Here is a 17,238-nt window from a genome sequence, read left to right as displayed (position 1 = left end):
GGCGGAGTTCCACCCCCGCCACCGCCGGGAGGGGGGGTGGGGGGGCGGGGTTTCCCCCCGCCGCCATCCGCCTCCGCCGCCGGGTGGAGGCGGATCATCCCCGCCACCACCACCGCCACCGCCACCGCCGCCGTCGAGGATGCGCTTCGGGCCATCGCCGGAGGGCGTGGCCGGGACGGGGACGGGCCGGTTCATGGCGTTCTTGGCCTCTTGTTCGGCGCCCATGGTGTTGTAGAGGTCGAAGCCGAGGAAAGAGATCACGCGATAGACCATGTACGGCGCGAACGCGGCAATCGCGAGCATGACGATGCCGGTGATCGGTTCGGTGATCGCCGTCAGATCGGCCTCGATGGGGGTCGCCATCTGGGTGATCGCGATCAGGAGCACCACCACCAGCACCAGCTTGCTGATGATCAGGGCGAGCACGAACGCCGCCCATTTCCCGATCCACGACCGGCTCGCATCCCACGCCGCCCCGGCGAACGCGAGCGGGGCGAGGACGATCGCGATCAGCAGCAGCGCTTTGCGGATCAACAGGGAGAACCACACGATCGCGGTCGCGGCCACCATCAGCCCGGCGAGGAAGATCGTCACGATCGCCCCGACGCCCGGTGCGGAGATGTTGATCGCGGTCAGGCCGGCGGCGAGCAGGATGATCTTGTCGCCCATCGTGCCGGTCGTCTCCCCGGCGGCCTGGATGATCCCGATGGTCAGCTGGTCGGTGATCTCCAACGCCAGCGCGGCCAGGGTGATCACCACGAAACTGCCGAGCACGGCTTTGCCGGCACCGAGGGCGGCGCGGGACAGGGCGGTCGGGTCCCGGCGGATGAGGCCGAGGATGAGCTGGAAGCAGAAGAAGACCAGGACGATGAAGATGCCAATGCCGAACAGCAGGTTGTAGACGGACACGTACCCGTCCTGGGTGACGTCGACCATCGTGGTGGTGTCGAACACCGCCCACATCGCTTCCAGCAGCCAGCCCGCGGCGCCGCCGACCGCCTGAGCGAACCAGTCGAACGGGGCCGAGACCAGCGATGCGGCCGCCTCACCGGCCGAGTCGCACACGTTGGAGATGACGGGGATATCGCACAGCGCCATCACGAACCTCCCTTACAGGACAGGGGTGTGAGAGGAGGGCGGGTGCTCACACCGCTTGGCCCACGTCCCAAAAGAAGTTGATGAGCGTCACCGACGCGCCGCAGATCACGGCCGCGCCGCAGGAGATGAGGACGCCGATCTTGCCCCGGCCCGCCAGGTGCGGGTTCGAGGAGTTGGAGCCGAAACCCCACACGATCGCCGAGACGATCAGCGCGAGCACGGACAGGATGAGGCCGACGGTCATCACGGCGCCGACGATGTCGCGCAGCTGGTCGATGCCCGGCAGGCCCGAGCTGTTGGGGTCGATGTCGATCACGGCAGAACTCCTCTGGACGAAGACGGAAAGATGGTTCTGCCACCAGGTGCACCCCGACCCGCCAGCACGAGAAAGCGCCCACCCCCGGACGAGTCCGCCGAGGGTGGGCGCAGCGCGCGTGGTGTCCGGGTTAGAGCTGTTCGCCGACCGACACGAGCCAGTTGATCCAGGCGACGCCGCTGCCGGCGAGGATCGCCGCGCCGAGCGCGACGAGCACACCCGCACGTCCCTTGGAGGCGACCTGATAGTTCCCGGTCGACGCGCCGATCGCCCAGGCGATGCCGGAGACGATGAGCATGAGCACGGCGATGATGAGCACGAACATCAGCAGCGCCCCGATGACCTCTTCCATCTCACCGATCCCGGCCAGCCCCTCGAAATCGGGGAACACGTCCATCACGCGCCCCCGCCCGAATCAGCGACTGTCAGATGCACATGGTCGCGGTGCCCACCGGTGATGTCGTCGGCGTCGTGCATGCCGCCGCCGTCGTAGTCGCGCCAGCCCTCACTGTCGCGGGCCAGGGACCAGATCTTCTGATCCCAGATCAGGTACTCCACCCCGAGGGTCTCGGCGTGGGTCTGCAGCCAGTTCGTGACCTCCCAGCCGAGCTCATGCTGCGCCGGGGTGGGCAGCTGCCCGATCGCGTTCCCGAAAGAGATGTCGCACGCCCGTCCGAGCGGATGTTCGGAGACGCTGCCGGGGCGGGGCGAGAAACAGGCCCAGGTGGTGTCCGGGAACGCCGCCGAGGTCTGCTGATACAGGTGCAGCGTGCGGCGGGTGATCTGCCCGCCGGTGGTCGGGTCCTCCACCAGCTCGTCCGGGTTCTCGCCGGTGAACGGCTCCGGCTCCCCACCCGGTGATCCGGTGTCGGGGTCGCAGCCACCGGAGGGTGGGCCCGTCTCGGCCTCGGGCAGATCGGCGGCATCGTGGTCGTTCAGCCACGCGGCGGGGTCAATGTAGTCGCCGTCGGTGCCGCCTTGGCGGACCTCGAAGTGCAGATGCGGCCCCGTAGACATGCCGCTCGAACCGACGTCGGCGATGTGCTGGCCCGCGGTCACCTGGTCGCCCGCGCTGACGTGGATGCCGTGCTCCCAGGAGTGCGCGTACGCGGTCGCCACCGTGTCGCCGTCAATCGTGTGTTCGATGACGACCAGCCCGCCGTAGCCGCCGGAGAACTCAGCCACGGTCACGGTGCCGTCGGCGACGGCGAGGATCGGCGTGCCGTCGGCGGCGGAGAAATCGCTGCCGGTGTGGAAGGACTGCTCCCCGGTGATCGGGTGCACGCGCGGCCCGAACGGGCTGGTCGGCGTCCAGGTGCCTTCCGGCAGGGGGAACACCACCCGCGACGACTCCGTCACCCCGGCCACGGCGGGCACCGCCTCAGGGTCATCGCCAGCGGCGGGACCGGTATCGGTGCCGAGCAGGGCGTCGAGGATCGTCACGGCCACGGGGCTGTAGTTCTCGTACCGGTCCGGGTACGAGCTCACCTCGACGGCTTGGGCGGCCTCGCCCTTGCCCATGTCTTCCCAGCCGGGGATGTCCAACAGGCCCCGCGGCGAGCCGGCGTTGGGGCCGCCGGGGCCGCCGAAGAACGCCTCGGCCTGATAGGTGGGGGCCATCAGCTCTTCGACCGTGCCCCAGCCGGCCTGCGGGCGCATCTGGAACAGCCCCAACGAGTCGTGGTCGCTGCCGTTGCCGTCGTTGGGATACTCCGCCGACTCCGGGTAGGCGCTCGGGTTGGCGAGCTGGCGCAACGTGGATTCGGTCAGGGCCGCCATGATCGCGATCTGCAGCCCGTCCCGGTTCACCCCGTCGATGCCGGAGCCGGTCTCGATGATGGTGGCCGCATGGGTCAGCTGGGTCTTGGTGAGCGTGAACTCCTCACCGTCGCGGGTGCGCACGGTCAGCTCGTCGGGAACCTCTCCGACGGTGAAGCCCCCGCCGGGGACGGTGCAGGTCGAGGTGAGGGCGGGATTCATCAGCAGCCCGATCCCGACCATCGACAACAACGGCGCCGCCAGCACCAGCGCCAGCAGCACGATCGCGAGCTTCTTCACCACAACAACCCCTCCTTCGTCCGGGTCAGCGCAGGGGGTTGTCGAGCTCGGACAGCCGCAGCAGATGACAGGTGTCGTAGGCGGGCTCGCAGATCACGAACACGGTGAACGCCACCTCGTGCTCGGACGCGACCGGCTCGTCGTTCCACACCCCGGCGCGGTGGCGGACGCCCTCGATCGTGATCGCTGTCGTGCCCTCGGTGATCTGCCCGGGCTGGGCCTGCGCCTCGGCGGTCGCCCACGCCTCGGGCACGAACGCATCGGTGATCTCCAGGTGCTGGGTGGTGGCGTACTGGCGCAGATCGACCCACGCCTCGCGGACAGGCAGGTAGGCGGAGAGGTCATTGGCGAGGCCGGCCTGCTCGGTGCCGGTGGGGTCGGCGACCTCCATCACCACCGCCGTGTAGTCCAGCGGCATGAACCCGGCCCCGGTATCCCACGCGAACACCGCCGTCGCGACATTCCGGGCGAACGTCTCCGGGTCACTGCTGCGCTCCACCGGGACGATCCGGCCCGGCATCGGCGTGCCGTCCTCAGACGGGGCACTCGTCGCAGCCGGGTCGTCATCGGTGGGTGGGCCGGTGCGCGGGCCCTGGATGAGTCCGTAGACGCCGATCCCGGCCAGCAGCAGAACGGACAGGCCCGCGGCGATCAGCACGATCACGCGCTTGCGGGGCGGAATGTCAGCAGCAGAAGTCTTCATGCCGTCCAGGTGCACGGCCTCCACCCCGTACCCGGCGCGGGCCGGGGTGGCGAGGCTAGAGGGCGCGCAGGTGCCGGGGCGGCACCGCACCCTCTTCGGCGGCGCCGTGCTGCGCGGGCTCCTCGCCGGCGGCATCATCGCCGGCCTCGCCGACCTCGGCGGGGTCGATGGTGAGCAGGGGGCGCAGCCGGTCGGCGAAGGCGACCGTGCCGTCGACCACGGTCAGGAACACGCGCGCTTGGTCGTCGGTGAGCTCGGCGGCCAGCTCGTCCGGAGCTTAGTGGGTCCACCAGCCGGCCAGCGACGTCCAGGTCTGCACGAACGCCGCCACCGGCCACCGGCCCGGCGCCCGCACCGTCTCGGTGGCGGGCGTCTTACGTTTCGTACCGCGACCCGGGCCGGTGACGCGGGCTACGGCTTCTTCAGCCAGGGCGTGCAGCTCGGCCTGGCGTGCCTGCTCGACCTCGGCGGCCGCGGCGCGGATGCGCTGGTAGGCCGGGTCGACCGGCCCGCCTGCCTCGATCCGGGCCAGCTCGGTTGTGGCCAGCTCACGTAACGCCTCCGGGGCGTCGGGGTCATCGGCGACGTGCTGGACGTGGCCGATTTTCTCCATCGTCTTGTAGGACGTACCGCCGGGGATCATCGCGGCCGCCTGCTCGCGGGCCTTTCCGACCGGCCCCGACGGTGGTGGAAAATTTCCACCACCGTCGGTACTCGGCTGATGATCGGCGCTGAACCGGGAGGCCACCTGCCGGCGTTCGGCGTCTTCGGCCATGAGCTGCTTCAGCTCCCGGTACAAGGCGGCGGCTTCGAGCTGGGTGAGCGGCTTGCGGTGCAGGTTCTCGTCCTGCTCGGCCAGCAGATGCCCCAGCCGGTCGGAGATGCCGCTGCGCACCCAGACGCTGACGGTGCGCCAGCCGAGCTGCCGGATCGCGGCCAGACGCCGCCTGCCGCACACCAGCACCCCGTCGATGGTGACGGTGATCGGCTGCAACAGGCCGTGCTCGCGGATCGACGCCGCGAGGGCGTCGATGTCGCCCAGGTCGGTGCGGTGGCGCGTGCCGACCTGGATCGAGTCGACCGTGCGCTCCAGCTCGATCCCCATCACCACTCACCCCTCTCCCGACCTGTCGGTTCTCTGTGTGCGGTCTCGGTTATCGGCGGCGCCGGGTCGGGGCAGCCAGGCACAGGGTGAGCACGAGATCGTCATCGCGCAGCAGCACCGGCAGCGTCTCGCCGATCAGCAACCGCAGCAGCACACCCCGCCCGGCCGGTGCCGCCGCCAACGCCGGGTGCGGGCTGCCCAGCAGCGCCTTCAGCAACGCTGTCCAGGACCGGCCCGGCAGGTCCAGCAGCGCCCGGGCGTGCTGGTCGCGGCGCAACGTCTCATACGCGGTGTGCCGCGCCCCGGCCTTGGCCAGTGCCCCGCAGACGTGCTCCACCGACGCCCGCGCCGTCGCCGGCTCCCAGCCGAGCATCGTCAACAGCGCGATCGTGTCCTCCATCGCCGACGACGCCGACATTCCCGCCCGCACCCCACCACAGGCGTCGCCGTCGCCGTTGTCGGCGCTGCCGCCGGCGGGGTCGGTCTCGGGTTCGGGGTCGGTGACCTGGAACGCCGGGTGATACTCCCACAGCGGCGTCTCCCGGTCGGAGATGCGCTCGGCGTCGTGGAACGCCGAGATATGCGGCCGGCGGGCCTGATGGGTCGAGCAGAGCAGGCCCTGGGCGCGTTCCTCGGCAATGCAGGTGATCCGCACCGCGTGCGTGACCACGCCCCACGGGTCATGCGCCTCCCTGGCCGACCTGGTACGCATCACATCGAACGCCGCGCTGGCGGCCTCCCACGGGTCCAACGAGTGCTTGCGGGCCAACGCGCCGTACTTCTCCGCGCAGAACCGCATCAGCTCCGCGGCGACCGGATCATCGGCCCACGCCCGATCCCCGGCCGCGTGCAGTCGCCGCAACAGAGCGCGCAGCCCGGCACCGGACACGTACTCCGGGCCGGCAGTATTCGTGGTGTTCGTCGTCATGGTCTCGGCACCTCCTGGCAAGCAGGTGCACGCACCCGCCCCGGCATCCGGTGCATCGGTGATCGTGGTCATCGCCGATCACCTCAGCTCATCCCGACCGGGCCACGCCCAGCGCCGTCGTGGCCGGTGCTGCGGCCGAACGCCGAGACCGGCGGCAGCTCCCGCGTCCGCTGGGCCAGCCGCTTGGCCCCGCGGGCCAGGGGGTCATGGGCCTTGTGCGCCAGGTTCGCCTCGAAGTCGATCGCCAGGCGCGAGGCGACCCCGCTGCCGCGGGCGAGCAGGTCCGAGGAACGCACCCAGTCCACCCCGCGCGCCTTCCGCAACGCCGGATCGGGATCAGCGCGCTCCGCGTCCGGGCTGGTCGTGCGGTCGACATCGGCGGCGGCGATCGCATCCGGCGCCATCGCCCGTTCCGCAGGCTCGGGGCGTGTCGCCTGCGGCGTCTCACGCCGTGCCGCGTGCTCGTGGTCATGCTCGTTCGGGTTCATGATCCTTCTCCTTGTCTTCCTTCATTGGGGTTTCTGACTCGCCGCTGCTGCCGGTGGGGCGCGGAAACCAGCGGCCCACGGTCGAGGCGTGCACTCCGAGCTCGCGGGCGATCTGCTTGTTCGACCAGCCCGCCTCCCGCAGCGCCGCAGCTCGCGCACGTCGATCCGGGACCGAACCGGCGGCCCTTGAGACGGGTGCGGGGCGTGCATCCTGTGCAGGTGCGGGGCGGGTGCTGGCTTCATCCGAGGTATCCGGCTCCGGTGGGGCCGGTGGCTCTGTGGTGGGCTCGTGCGCCGGCTCCGGTTCGGGTCCGGTCGGCACCGCGGGGATCGAATCGGTGGCAGGCCTGGGCGGCCGGCCTGTCGGAGCCTCGGGCTCAGCGTCGACCGCGGGCGCAGACCGCTCCGGCAGCGCCAGCCGTTGAGCGTCGCCGGTCTGCGCACTCGGGTCGGCGCTCAGCACAGCGGCTTCCTGCACCGGGGCCTGCTCGGTGGGTGTGGCCGGGCGGGTGAGGACGACGGTCAGGTGGGTGCTGGCCAGCAGCACCAGCGGTGGAACGGCCGCGACCGTAGCCGCGAGCACCCCCGGCACGGACGCCTCGGCGGTCACCAGTGCGTGGGCGGCGTTCGCGGTCACCGACATGCCCGCGCCGGCGATCAGCAGCGTCCACGGATACCAGGCCGCCCGATGCCCGTCGAGGGCGACGACGGCGACGGTGGCGACCACGATCAGCCCGTCCACCAGCAGCGGCCATATCCACGCCTGCCCGGCGACGATGCCCGAGCGCACCGCCAGATCGGCCAGCGCGACGAAGCTGAGCCAGAATGCGCCGGCGCCGATCAGCACCGTGCCCGACGCGCCGCCGACCACCGCCCACCGACGCCCCGGCCCGCGTGCTCATCCCAGCCCCCTGGCCGGCGCGCCCGCACGACGGGACGCGAGGCCCGAACCGCGACCCGGCACCTGTGGCCGTGGGCGGTGCGGTGCCGACGGCGCGGTAGGCGGAGCGGACGGTCGTGGTGATCTCTCGCTCGCCCAGCCCGGCGTGCGCGGCGGCGGCCTGCAGCACGTCGAGGGCGTCGTCTCGGGGGCAGGCCGTTCTCGGCGAGCTTGCACGCCGCCCAGAACAAGCCGGCGTTGCGCTCGCCCTCCTGTCGGCGCGCCACCCACGCCGCCAACCGGTCCGCCATCGCCTCCGGCGCCGCCGTCGGCCCTGTCCGGCGTGGGCGGGGCGGCGGCTTCGGATCGAGGAAGTCCCGTAGCCGGCCGGCCTCCAGTGTCCGGCTGTCGGTCGGGGCGAAGGCCGTCGGGTTGTAGAGCACGTGCTGGCCGTCGATGCGGCGTCGCGAGGGCGGCACGATGATGTAGCCGCGATCGCCGCGGAAGTCGATCCCCGCTTTCCCGGCCTGCCACGACGGTTGCTCACCGCCGGGGGCGGCCGGGTAGTAGATGTGTAGGCCGCCGGTCGGTGAGCGCACCAGCGTCTCCCACCCGTCCACCAGCCCGGCCCGGCGCGCGCGGGTGAAGGCGTCGTAACCGTTGACGCCGTGCACATCGACGTCCACGACAACCACGCCGGAGGCGGCGCCGGTGGGCATCCCGATGTTCGCCGCCGGGAACCGCGCCCACCACGCCTCCACCTGCGCCACATCCGTGGTCGCGTCATGGAAGCCGCGGCGGGTGATCGGCTGCTTCCCGCCCGGCGCGCACGGGAACACCGGCACCCCGGCGCGGGCGAACAGCACCGCCGCCTCCGGCAGCGGCCAGGAGGCATCCATCTGCCGCAGCGCGGCGGTGAACCGGTTCCGGCCGCTTATCACAGCCCCCGCCCTTCGATCCCCGCGCCGCCCACGGTCAGGCTCCGGTGCCGCCCGTCGCGCCGGCGACGGCTCGGCAGCGCGGGCCGGGGCGTCCTGCGCCGGGCTCTGCCGGGTCGCAGCGTCGCGGCTCAGGCCCGGCGGGTGCCATCGGGCACCTGGGTCGTGTCGAGCTGATCGAGGATGCCGGCGGCGGTCTTACGTACCCTCTCCCCGGTGGCCTGCACCACCTCGACCGGCTCCTTGCCGTCGACGTTCGCGGCCCATCCGGCGACGTACGGGATCGTGTACTCGGTGGTGTCCATTCCGTGGGCAGCACCGACCATCAACGCCACGGACTCGGCCTCGACCTCGGCGATCCCGCGATGCTGACGGGCATCCTCGGAATCCGGGTCGTGCATCAGCACATGGGCGAGCTCGTGCGCGAGAGTCTTCACCTGCGCGGCGGGGTCCATGTTCTCCCGCACCGCAACCGTCTTCGCCTCGAAGTCGGTCCTGCCGTTCGCGCCATCGATCATGCCCTCGTGCGGCACCCGCATCAGCGTCGGCCCCGCCGCCTCGACCTGCCCGGCCAGCCCCTCCCACAACCCCTCCGGCGCCTCACCCACGAGCAGCACCGGCGATGGCGTCTCAGGGAGCGGATCGCCCGTGGTCTGCGAGACATCCCATACATAGGCCGGCTTCGCCCCGACCATCCGCGAGCGCACCACCTCGCCCGGTTTCGGCTTCTCACCCCGACCGAGGCGATACCAGGAGTTCGGGTCCGACGGGTTCGCCGACGCGAACCGCCCGGTGACGGGGGCGAGAATCTGGTAGCCGGGCTGACCTTTGTCCACCTGCCGGCCGAGCTGCTGCCACTGCCGGTAGCCGGCGACGTAGGCCGGGAACGGCTCGGGCACCCGGCCGGCCTCGAAGTTCGCCGCGTGCTGTTCCCAGATCAGCAGAACGTTGTTGAACGAGCGGGACCGGAACTTCGCGGCGAACCGGAGCATCTCGGCCCAGTCCTCACCCGTAACGAGCTGTTCGACCGCGCCGGTCAGGCGCTCGTGGAGCTCGTCGAGCTTCGCTTCCCGCTTCTTGCGGGCTTCCTCTTGCCTCGTCGCCATCGTTCGGCCTCCTCCCGGTAGACCCAGCCACCTGGGGTGTGGGCGGCTGGTCCTGCACCTGCGAGGTGAGCCAGGTGTATCCGGAGAGTCGAGACGGTCAGCAAACAGAAGAGCGGTAAGTTGGCCGTCAGGAACGCGGAGGCACCTGACGTAAGACAACGGCCTACCAGCCCTGCCAGCACCGCGGACGTGACGACCCGGGATGGCGTCGTTTAGGTGGGCAGCGACGTCTCAAACGTGGGCATACTGCTGTCTGCGGACCTCATGTCGCGGTATCGGCTCGGAGTGATTCCGACGCACTCGCGGAACGCCGCTGAGGCGCGATTGCGGGAGCGCCACCCGACTCGCCGACCCGTCTGTTCGATCGTCAGGTCGGTCTCCCGCAGCAGGCGGGCCATCTCCTCGACCCGCAGCATCGTCAGATACGTCAATGGGGTCTTGCCGTAGGCGTCCGTGAACACGCGGCTGAGTTGCTTCGTGGACAGATGCACCATGCCCGCCAGCTCCGGCAATGTCCAACCCCGAGCGATATCGCTTTGCAGGGCATCGCGCACCTGTCGCGCTTCAGCCCGAAGCGGTGTGAATCGGCGGTCCCTGGGCAGCGTGGGTCGGAGCCGTGCCCGCTGGTGCGGCGATGTCCGGTAGGGGGTGATACGGATGAACGGCGAGATCTGGTCGATGACCGCGTGCCAGAGCGCCTGCATCCGATGGAAACGCTCCCGGTAGACGCCATCGACGCTGAGCGCGACGAGTTCATCCAACCAGGGCATCAACATCCCCGCCCGATCCTCGCCGAGGCGAAGTACCTGCGCCGGTTCGGTGTAGATCGTGTCAGCGAACCCCTGCGCATCGAGACGGTCCCGGAGCACATCGGCGTGCTGCCAGAACAGCTGATCGAGCAGGAAGTCGGTGTCGGCGTAGATCGTCGTGACCGTGACGTGGCCTTCCGGCTCCGACCCGCACAGCACGTTCGCGCCCAGCAGCACCACGTCACCGGGCCTGATTGGTCGTTCCCCAAATTCGCTGAACAAGATCGCCGACCCCGACCGGACGACAATGATCTTCACACAGTCGTAGGCGACTGGACCAATCGGACGATGGATGGTGCGTGTCCGAGCAATCAAGGCGTCGTAACATGTCATGTCGGCCCAGCGCTCTCGTGATGCCGGGGAACGAAGACAAGGCCGACCGCTATCGGCGGCTCTTGCTCTTCCTCGTGGTCGCGATGATGACCCATCTCACGGCGTTGCAGCAGCGACTCACGGACACGCTGATCTCGCTGGTGTCGAGTGTGGATCGCAGCGCGCGTCCAATCATGCTCATGACGTTCCCCTCATGACTTGACGAGTCTGGCTATGGCGTCGGACGCTTCCTTGAGCTTCACCTCGGCCTCAGTGCCGTCGTGCTGGATGGCTCCGGCGACGCAGTGTTTGAGGTGGTCATCAAGCAGTCCGAGAGCGACGTTCTCCAGCGCGGAAGTGATCGCGCTGATCTGGGTGAGGATGTCGATGCAGTAGGTGTCCTCCTCGATCATCCGGTGGATGCCACGGGCCTGACCCTCGATGCGTCTGAGCCGGGCGAGATAGCGCTCCTTCTCCGTGATGTAGCCGTGAGCTACTGGGGCGGTGGCGATGCTCGGGGTGTGCATATCGATGGCCTCCTAACGGGTGCGCTTCGGTCGACGCATGGTCATGCGGAACGGTCGAGGATTCTGGTGGTGCTGGCTTGCGGAGTGAGGTCGAGCCTGCGTAGCAACTGGGCGTTGAGGGCGACGACCACGGTGGAGACGGACATGAGGATCGCGCCGATGCTCATCGGCAGCACGAACCCGATCGGTGCGAGGACACCCGCGGCCAGCGGGACGGAGAGGAGGTTGTAACCGGCTGCCCACCACAGGTTCTGCTTCATCTTCCGGAACGTCGCCCGGGAGAGCTCGATGACCGACAGCACCGATCGCGGATCGGAGGAGGCGAGGATGACGCCGGCTGATCCGATCGCCACGTCCGTGCCCGCACCGATCGCGATGCCGACGTCGGCCTGGGCGAGTGCGGGCGCGTCGTTCACGCCGTCGCCGACCATGGCGACCTTGCGGCCCTCGTCCTGGAGTTCGGCGACCTTGGCGGCCTTGTCCTCCGGCCGCACGCCCGCGAAGACCCTGTCGATGCCGAGATCCTTCGCGACTGTGTCGGCGACGGCCTGGGCGTCGCCGGTGATCATCACGACCTGCACCCCGGCTGCGTGGAGTGCGTCGACGGCTTCGCGGGACTCGGGCCGGATCTCGTCGGCCAGCCGCAGGGCTCCGATGACCTCGCCGTCGGCGAGCACGTGCAGGATGATCGCGCCTTCCTCGCGCCAGGCGTCGGCGACGGGGAGCTCGTCCGCCTCGTGCTGGTCGAGCAGGTACGGTCCGCCGACCTCGATGACGGTTTCATCGACGGTGGCCTTGACGCCGACTGCCGGGGAGGAGGAGAAGTCCGAGGCCGCGGGCACGTCGAGTTTCCGGGTGCGGGCGGCGCCGACGATGGCCCGGGCGAGCGGGTGCTCGCTGTCGGCCTCCGCGGCGGCGGCCAGCGCCAGCACCTCGTCCTCGGTCCGGGTGCCGGCGGGATCGATGTCGGTCACCGTCGGCTCGCCCTTGGTGAGGGTGCCGGTCTTGTCGAACAGCACTGCGTCCACGGTGCGCATGGACTCCAGCGCGAGACGGTCCTTGATGAGCACTCCGCCGCGGGCGGCGCGTTCGGTCGCGATGGACACCACCAGCGGGATCGCCAGGCCGAGGGCGTGCGGGCAGGCGATGACCAGCACGGTGATCGTGCGAACCACGGCGGTGTCGGGCAGGCCGACGAGCGACCAGATGGCGGCGGTGATTGCCGCCGCGCCCAGGGCGAACCAGAACAGCCATGCGGCCGCGGTGTCGGCGATCCGCTGCGCGCGGGAAGAGGACGCCTGGGCGTCGGAGACGAGCTTCTGAATGCCGGCGAGGGCGGTGTCGTCGCCGGTGGCGGTGACCTCGACGCGCAGGCCGGAGTCGGTGGCCACGGTGCCGGCGACCACCTGATCGCCGGTCTCCCGGCGCACCGTCTTCGACTCCCCGGTGACCATCGACTCGTCCATCGATGCCGACCCGTCGACGATCTTTCCATCGGCGGGTACCGAGGAACCGGGACGGACGATGACCACATCGCCGACGGCCAGTTCAGCAGGAGCGACCTTTACTACGTCGTCGCCGTCGATTTTCTCGGCTTCGTCGGGCAGTAGCGCGGCCAGGGAGTCCAGCGCGGAGGTGGTCTGGGCGAGCGAGCGCATCTCGATCCAGTGGCCCAGCAGCATGATGACCACCAGCAGCGCCAGCTCCCACCAGAAGTTCAGTTCGTGGTGCAGGATGCCCAGGCTCGCACCCCAGGACGCGAGGAACGCGACAGTGATCGCCAGCGCGATCAGCAGCATCATCCCCGGTTTGCGGGAGCGGATCTCGCTCAGCCCGCCCGTCAGGAAGGGCCAGCCGCCCCAGAAGTAGACGACCGTGCCCAGCACAGGCGACACCCACGAAACCCACGCGGCTTCGGGCAGGTTGTAGCCGATGAGGTGGGCGAACATGTCGTTGAACGCCACGACTGGGACGGCGAGAATGAGCATGATCCAGAACAAGCGCCGGAACTGCCCCACGTGATCTCCGTGTCCGGCATGCCCATGATCATGTCCGCCGTGACCCTCGTGGTGGGCGTGGGCATCGTCGTGGTGGCGGCCGGAAGCCTCGCCGTGACCCTGGTGGTGGTCGTGCGAGAGGTGACCGGCGTGGGTGCTCGGCTCGTCGTGGTGCGCGTGCTGAACGTCCACGTGCTCAGGGTGGGCGTGCGATCGTGTCGAGGGATCGTTGCTCATGGTCTCGTCTCCTTTGTTCGTCACCCCAGCCCAGATGCGAGACCGGGGCGAAGGTTCCGCGCTCCCGTGCACGTCCGCTCGTCGGGAGCGCGGAACCAGATGCCGTCAGGCGGCGTTCGCGTAGCGGTCGGGGTCAGCGTCGAACAGGGGTCCGCAGGCGGCGCAGCAGAACCAGTACCGCTGGCCCTGGTAGTCGCGGTAGAGACCGGCTTCCTCCGCCTGCGCCTTGACGACGGGGGTGCCGGCCATCACCTTGCATTCGGTCATCTCATCGGCCGGAGTCTGAGCGATGGCCTCCGCACTGGGTGTGTGTCCGCAGCAGCTCCCACCGCTGGAGGACGTGTCGGTCAGGTTCAGGTTCTCGTGTGCAGTCATCGTGCTTCCTTTCGTGTTGTGTCGATGTCGGATGGGTCAGGCGTTCTCCGGCTCGCGGGCCGGTGCCGGTCCGGCGGGTGCCGGAGCGCTGGTGTCGTCCGCGCGGGCCTTGAAGGTCCGCAGCCGCAGGCTGTTGGACACGACGAACACGGACGACAGGGCCATCGCGGCGCCGGCGAGCATGGGGTTGAGCAGCCCGAAGGCGGCGAGCGGGATCGCGGCGGTGTTGTAGGCGAAGGCCCAGAACAGGTTCGTCTTGATCGTTCGTAGGGTGCGCCGGGCGAGCCGGATCGCGTCGGCCGCGGCGCGCAGGTCGCCGCGTACCAGGGTGATGTCGGCGGCCTCGATCGCGACGTCCGTGCCGGTGCCCATGGCCAGACCGAGGTCGGCCTGCGCGAGGGCGGGGGCGTCGTTGACGCCATCGCCGACCATCGCTACGACCTTGCCCTCACCCTGCAATCGGGCGACGACATCGACCTTGTCCTTGGGCAGCACCTCGGCGATCACCTGGTCGATGCCGACCTCGGCGGCAACTTGCTCGGCCACCGCCTGGTTGTCGCCGGTCAGCAGCACCGGGGTCAGGCCGAGCTCCTTGAACTGGGCGATCGCCTGCGAGCTGGTGGGCTTGATCTGATCGGAGACCACCAGCACACCTCGAGCCTGTCCGTCCCAGCCGACCGCGATTGCGGTCTTGCCCTCGGACTCGGCCGCCTGCTTCGCGGTCCGGAGGCGGTCATCGAGGTGGATCGACCAGTCCGCCAGCAGGGACACACGTCCGGCGACGACGGCGTGGCCGCCGATGACGCCCTGCACGCCCTTGCCCTCGATGTTCTCGAACGATTCGGGGGCGGGCAGGTCTCCGACCTCGGACGTGGCGCCGGCGGCGATGGCCTGTGCGATGGGGTGCTCGGAGTAGTCCTCCAGTCCGCCCGCGATGCGCAGCAGCTCGGCCCTGTCCACGCCGTCGGCGGTGATCACGTCAGTCAGCGTCATCTTGCCGGTGGTGACCGTGCCGGTCTTGTCCAGCACGATCGTGTCGACCTTGCGGGTCGATTCCAGGGTTTCGGGGCCCTTGATGAGCACACCCATCTGCGCACCTCGTCCGGTGCCCACCAGCAGCGCCGTCGGCGTCGCGAGCCCGAGCGCGCAGGGGCAGGCGATGATCAGCACCGCGACGGCGGCCGTGAAGCCGGCCGACAGCGGGAACCCGGCCCCGATCCACGCGCCAAGGGCGGCAACAGCAACCGCAATGGCGATGGGAACAAAGACACCGGAAACGCGGTCAGCCAGGCGCTGAATCTCTGCCTTACCCGACTGGGCATCCTCGACCATCTTCGCCATCTGCGCCAACTGGGTGTCCGAACCGACGCGGGTTGCCTTCACGACCAGTCGTCCTCCGGCGTTGACGGTCGCGCCGGTGACGGCATCGCCCTCACCCACTTCCACGGGCACGGATTCGCCGGTGAGCATGGAAGCGTCGATCGCAGAGCTGCCCGAGGTGATCGTGCCGTCAGTAGCGATTTTCTCGCCCGGCCGGACCACGAACTCATCCCCGACCGTCAGCTCCTCGATGGAGACGCGCTGCTCCTGCCCGTCGCGAAGGAGGGAGACTTCCTTCGCGCCGAGTTCTAGTAAGGCACGCAGGGCGGCTCCGGCGCGCCGCTTGGAGCGCTTCTCGAAGTAGCGGCCGAGCAGGATGAACGTGATCACCCCGGCGGCGACTTCGAGATAGATGTGCCCGAGCCCGTCGGAACGGGAGATGGTGAACTCAAAGGGGTGAACCACGCCGCGGTCACCGGCCGTGCCGAAGAACAGCGCGACGATCGACCAGATCATCGCCGCCGTGGTGCCCACGGAGATGAGGGTGTCCATCGTCGCCGCCCCGTGACGGAGGTTCATCCAGGCCGCCTTGTGGAACGGCCAGCCCGCCCACACCACCACGGGGGCGGCGAGGGCGAGGGAGGCGAAGCCCCAGTAGTCGAACTGCAGCGCCGGGATCATCGCCATCGCGATGACCGGCACCGCCAGCACCGCGGAGCCGATCAGCCGCTGCCGCAGGGTGCGCAGCTCGGCGTCTTCAACGGATTCGCCCTCCTCGCCCTCATCGGAGGTCGAGCCCTTCGCAGGCTTTGGGAGCGCGGCGGTGTAGCCGGTCTTCTCGACCTCGGCGATCAGGGCGTCGGCGTCGAGGTCGGTGCCGGTGACGCTGGCCTTCTCGGTCGCGTAGTTCACGCTCGCGGTCACGCCGTCGAGCTTGTTGAGCTTCTTCTCGATTCGGTTCGCGCACGAAGCGCAGGTCATGCCACCGATCTGCAACTCGATCCCGGCGACACCGGTGCCAGTGGTCTGGTCAGTGGCCATGGCCTGCTCCTTCCTCATGCTCTTCCCCTGTGCTCGATTCGGTATCGAAGTGTTCGCCTTCGGAATGTCCGGTGCCGTTGTCGCCCACACCGGTGGTCGTGTCAATCACCAGCGGTGCAGTGCGAACTTCGCCGTCGATTTGGAAGTCCAGGAACAGCAGGTACCGACCGGGCGTCGGAGCGGTCGTCTCGAACACGATCTCCGGACCCGAGGTATCGCCGACCTCGGGCGCGTCGCCGTGCGGGTGGACGTGCAGGTAGGCGAGATCGCCATCGCGGAGGGCGACCAGGTGCCCGAACGCGCCCAGGTACGGCTCCAGCGCGGTGACCGGCTCGCCATCACGGGTGACGGTGATCGTCAGCTCCGACGCGGAGCCGGCGATGAGATCCCCCTTCACTGCAACGTCGAAACCGTCGACGGTGGTCTCGGTGACCGGCCCGGTCGCCGGTGCAGGCTCGTAGTCGCCAGCCACCTGCACCGAGGTCGAGAGCGTGATGCCCTCCCCGGTGTCGGCCGGAACAAAGTCCGCGAAGACTCGGTACGAGCCCGCGGCCTCCCACTGCCAGGGGATCGTCCAAGTGCCATCGTCGTCCATCTCGGGGTGGACGTGTCGGAAGTGCTGCCCGTCAGCCCGGACGGCGATCAGGTGCAACTCCTTCTCGTGCTCCAGCTCGAAGTCGGTGACCGGGTTGCCATCGGATCCGTGATAGTCAGCGCCAGCTCGCCCTCAGTTCCTGTGGCGGTCGGTGCCGTTACCGCGGTGAGCTGGTAGCCATCCTGAGCGAGGCCCAAGCCCAGCGACGATGCGCCGGCATTGTGTCCTTCATGCTCGTCGCCGTTCATGGCGTCTCCTTCCTCGTGGTGCGTGGTGTCTGCGGTGTCTTCTGCCCAGCTCTGCACGGTCTCCTCGGGGACGACCGCGTTCGCCGTGAATCCAGCCACGGCGAACACGGCCACGAGGACCAGCCCGTACAGGCCCAGCCGTGCAGGTGCCTTCATC

17 protein-coding genes and 2 pseudogenes are annotated in these 17,238 nt (G+C 69.5%); 1 reads left to right on the top strand and 18 read right to left on the bottom strand.

Annotation, left to right across the window (positions count from 1 at the left end; genetic code table 11):
• From AC2W7K_RS05305 to AC2W7K_RS05250, 12 genes and pseudogenes are all read right to left on the bottom strand, one after another.
• A partial coding sequence (locus AC2W7K_RS05305) for a TrbL/VirB6 family protein (protein WP_486005807.1) occupies nucleotides 1–1,098 on the bottom strand: 1,098 nt, incomplete at its 3' end.
• Between the two features lie 46 nt (nucleotides 1,099–1,144).
• Nucleotides 1,145–1,414, bottom strand: coding sequence for a DUF6112 family protein (locus tag AC2W7K_RS05300; RefSeq protein WP_114306125.1), 270 nt, complete (start codon nucleotides 1,412–1,414; stop codon nucleotides 1,145–1,147).
• Between the two features lie 130 nt (nucleotides 1,415–1,544).
• On the bottom strand, nucleotides 1,545–1,811 hold the full coding sequence (locus AC2W7K_RS05295; RefSeq protein WP_162230265.1) for a DUF6112 family protein: 267 nt from the start codon (nucleotides 1,809–1,811) through the stop codon (nucleotides 1,545–1,547).
• Entirely contained in the window at nucleotides 1,811–3,475 is a 1,665-nt protein-coding gene (locus AC2W7K_RS05290) for a M23 family metallopeptidase (protein WP_162230266.1), read from the bottom strand. The genes AC2W7K_RS05295 and AC2W7K_RS05290 overlap by 1 nt, the downstream gene beginning before the upstream one ends.
• A gap of 22 nt (nucleotides 3,476–3,497) precedes the next feature.
• Nucleotides 3,498–4,175: a hypothetical protein gene (locus tag AC2W7K_RS05285; RefSeq protein WP_162230267.1), complete on the bottom strand. Its 678-nt coding sequence runs from the start codon at nucleotides 4,173–4,175 to the stop codon at nucleotides 3,498–3,500.
• A 55-nt stretch (nucleotides 4,176–4,230) separates the two neighbouring features.
• Nucleotides 4,231–5,280, bottom strand: a pseudogene (locus AC2W7K_RS05280) (ParB N-terminal domain-containing protein).
• A gap of 49 nt (nucleotides 5,281–5,329) precedes the next feature.
• Entirely contained in the window at nucleotides 5,330–6,208 is an 879-nt protein-coding gene (locus tag AC2W7K_RS05275) for a hypothetical protein (protein ID WP_198501024.1), read from the bottom strand.
• An 83-nt stretch (nucleotides 6,209–6,291) separates the two neighbouring features.
• Entirely contained in the window at nucleotides 6,292–6,696 is a 405-nt protein-coding gene (locus AC2W7K_RS05270; RefSeq protein ID WP_162230269.1) for a hypothetical protein, read from the bottom strand.
• Nucleotides 6,677–7,567 carry a DUF2637 domain-containing protein gene (locus tag AC2W7K_RS05265; RefSeq protein WP_486005806.1) on the bottom strand — a complete coding sequence of 297 codons (891 nt, stop codon included), beginning with the start codon at nucleotides 7,565–7,567 and terminating at the stop codon, nucleotides 6,677–6,679. Before AC2W7K_RS05265 ends, AC2W7K_RS05270 begins: the two co-directional genes overlap by 20 nt.
• Nucleotides 7,537–8,475 (bottom strand): bifunctional DNA primase/polymerase, encoded by a 939-nt coding sequence (locus AC2W7K_RS05260; RefSeq protein ID WP_486005810.1) that lies wholly within the window; start codon nucleotides 8,473–8,475, stop codon nucleotides 7,537–7,539. Before AC2W7K_RS05260 ends, AC2W7K_RS05265 begins: the two co-directional genes overlap by 31 nt.
• A gap of 75 nt (nucleotides 8,476–8,550) precedes the next feature.
• Nucleotides 8,551–9,620: pseudogene (locus AC2W7K_RS05255) on the bottom strand (ArdC-like ssDNA-binding domain-containing protein); the annotation flags it as partial.
• Between the two features lie 212 nt (nucleotides 9,621–9,832).
• Nucleotides 9,833–10,687 carry a helix-turn-helix transcriptional regulator gene (locus AC2W7K_RS05250; protein WP_332839531.1) on the bottom strand — a complete coding sequence of 285 codons (855 nt, stop codon included), beginning with the start codon at nucleotides 10,685–10,687 and terminating at the stop codon, nucleotides 9,833–9,835.
• Between the two features lie 95 nt (nucleotides 10,688–10,782).
• On the opposite strand from AC2W7K_RS05250, the gene AC2W7K_RS05245 reads away from it, so the two are divergent.
• On the top strand, nucleotides 10,783–10,959 hold the full coding sequence (locus tag AC2W7K_RS05245) for a hypothetical protein (RefSeq protein WP_162230273.1): 177 nt from the start codon (nucleotides 10,783–10,785) through the stop codon (nucleotides 10,957–10,959).
• Here the strand turns inward: AC2W7K_RS05245 and AC2W7K_RS05240 are convergent.
• The 6 genes from AC2W7K_RS05240 to AC2W7K_RS05215 all read right to left on the bottom strand — a co-directional run bounded on the left by AC2W7K_RS05240 (nucleotide 10,954) and on the right by AC2W7K_RS05215 (nucleotide 17,237).
• Nucleotides 10,954–11,268: a metal-sensitive transcriptional regulator gene (locus AC2W7K_RS05240; protein ID WP_162230274.1), complete on the bottom strand. Its 315-nt coding sequence runs from the start codon at nucleotides 11,266–11,268 to the stop codon at nucleotides 10,954–10,956. The two genes, AC2W7K_RS05245 and AC2W7K_RS05240, sit on opposite strands and share 6 nt — an antisense overlap.
• Before the next feature lie 41 nt (nucleotides 11,269–11,309).
• Nucleotides 11,310–13,502: a heavy metal translocating P-type ATPase gene (locus AC2W7K_RS05235; protein ID WP_238400188.1), complete on the bottom strand. Its 2,193-nt coding sequence runs from the start codon at nucleotides 13,500–13,502 to the stop codon at nucleotides 11,310–11,312.
• Between the two features lie 105 nt (nucleotides 13,503–13,607).
• Nucleotides 13,608–13,769: a YHS domain-containing protein gene (locus AC2W7K_RS05230; RefSeq protein WP_453984598.1), complete on the bottom strand. Its 162-nt coding sequence runs from the start codon at nucleotides 13,767–13,769 to the stop codon at nucleotides 13,608–13,610.
• 144 nt (nucleotides 13,770–13,913) lie between these two features.
• Nucleotides 13,914–16,238 carry a heavy metal translocating P-type ATPase gene (locus tag AC2W7K_RS05225; RefSeq protein ID WP_162230275.1) on the bottom strand — a complete coding sequence of 775 codons (2,325 nt, stop codon included), beginning with the start codon at nucleotides 16,236–16,238 and terminating at the stop codon, nucleotides 13,914–13,916.
• Nucleotides 16,228–16,890, bottom strand: coding sequence for a hypothetical protein (locus AC2W7K_RS05220; RefSeq protein ID WP_486005805.1), 663 nt, complete (start codon nucleotides 16,888–16,890; stop codon nucleotides 16,228–16,230). Before AC2W7K_RS05220 ends, AC2W7K_RS05225 begins: the two co-directional genes overlap by 11 nt.
• A complete protein-coding gene (locus AC2W7K_RS05215; protein WP_486005804.1) occupies nucleotides 16,881–17,237 on the bottom strand; it encodes a hypothetical protein in 357 nt (118 codons plus the stop codon). The genes AC2W7K_RS05220 and AC2W7K_RS05215 overlap by 10 nt, the downstream gene beginning before the upstream one ends.
• Between the last annotated feature and the right edge of the window lies 1 nt (nucleotide 17,238).

It is taken from the genome of Brevibacterium sp. LAARM2_SD2 (genome assembly GCF_057364785.1).
The sequence above is the reverse complement of the archived record's forward strand: the minus strand, read 5'-3'. Positions and strand labels throughout refer to the sequence as shown.

What these genes read in the sequence shown, in the direction of transcription:
- AC2W7K_RS05295 (WP_162230265.1), bottom strand. Translation starts at nt 1,811, where the DNA reads ATGGACGTGTTCCCCGATTTCGAGGGGCTGGCCGGGATCGGTGAGATG.
- AC2W7K_RS05285 (WP_162230267.1), bottom strand. Translation starts at nt 4,175, where the DNA reads ATGAAGACTTCTGCTGCTGACATTCCGCCCCGCAAGCGCGTGATCGTG.
- AC2W7K_RS05275 (WP_198501024.1), bottom strand. Translation starts at nt 6,208, where the DNA reads ATGACGACGAACACCACGAATACTGCCGGCCCGGAGTACGTGTCCGGT.
- AC2W7K_RS05270 (WP_162230269.1), bottom strand. Translation starts at nt 6,696, where the DNA reads ATGAACCCGAACGAGCATGACCACGAGCACGCGGCACGGCGTGAGACG.
- AC2W7K_RS05260 (WP_486005810.1), bottom strand. Translation starts at nt 8,475, where the DNA reads ATGGATGCCTCCTGGCCGCTGCCGGAGGCGGCGGTGCTGTTCGCCCGC.
- AC2W7K_RS05245 (WP_162230273.1), top strand. Translation starts at nt 10,783, where the DNA reads ATGCCGGGGAACGAAGACAAGGCCGACCGCTATCGGCGGCTCTTGCTC.
- AC2W7K_RS05240 (WP_162230274.1), bottom strand. Translation starts at nt 11,268, where the DNA reads ATGCACACCCCGAGCATCGCCACCGCCCCAGTAGCTCACGGCTACATC.
- AC2W7K_RS05235 (WP_238400188.1), bottom strand. Translation starts at nt 13,502, where the DNA reads ATGAGCAACGATCCCTCGACACGATCGCACGCCCACCCTGAGCACGTG.
- AC2W7K_RS05230 (WP_453984598.1), bottom strand. Translation starts at nt 13,769, where the DNA reads ATGACCGAATGCAAGGTGATGGCCGGCACCCCCGTCGTCAAGGCGCAG.
- AC2W7K_RS05225 (WP_162230275.1), bottom strand. Translation starts at nt 16,238, where the DNA reads ATGGCCACTGACCAGACCACTGGCACCGGTGTCGCCGGGATCGAGTTG.
- AC2W7K_RS05215 (WP_486005804.1), bottom strand. Translation starts at nt 17,237, where the DNA reads ATGAAGGCACCTGCACGGCTGGGCCTGTACGGGCTGGTCCTCGTGGCC.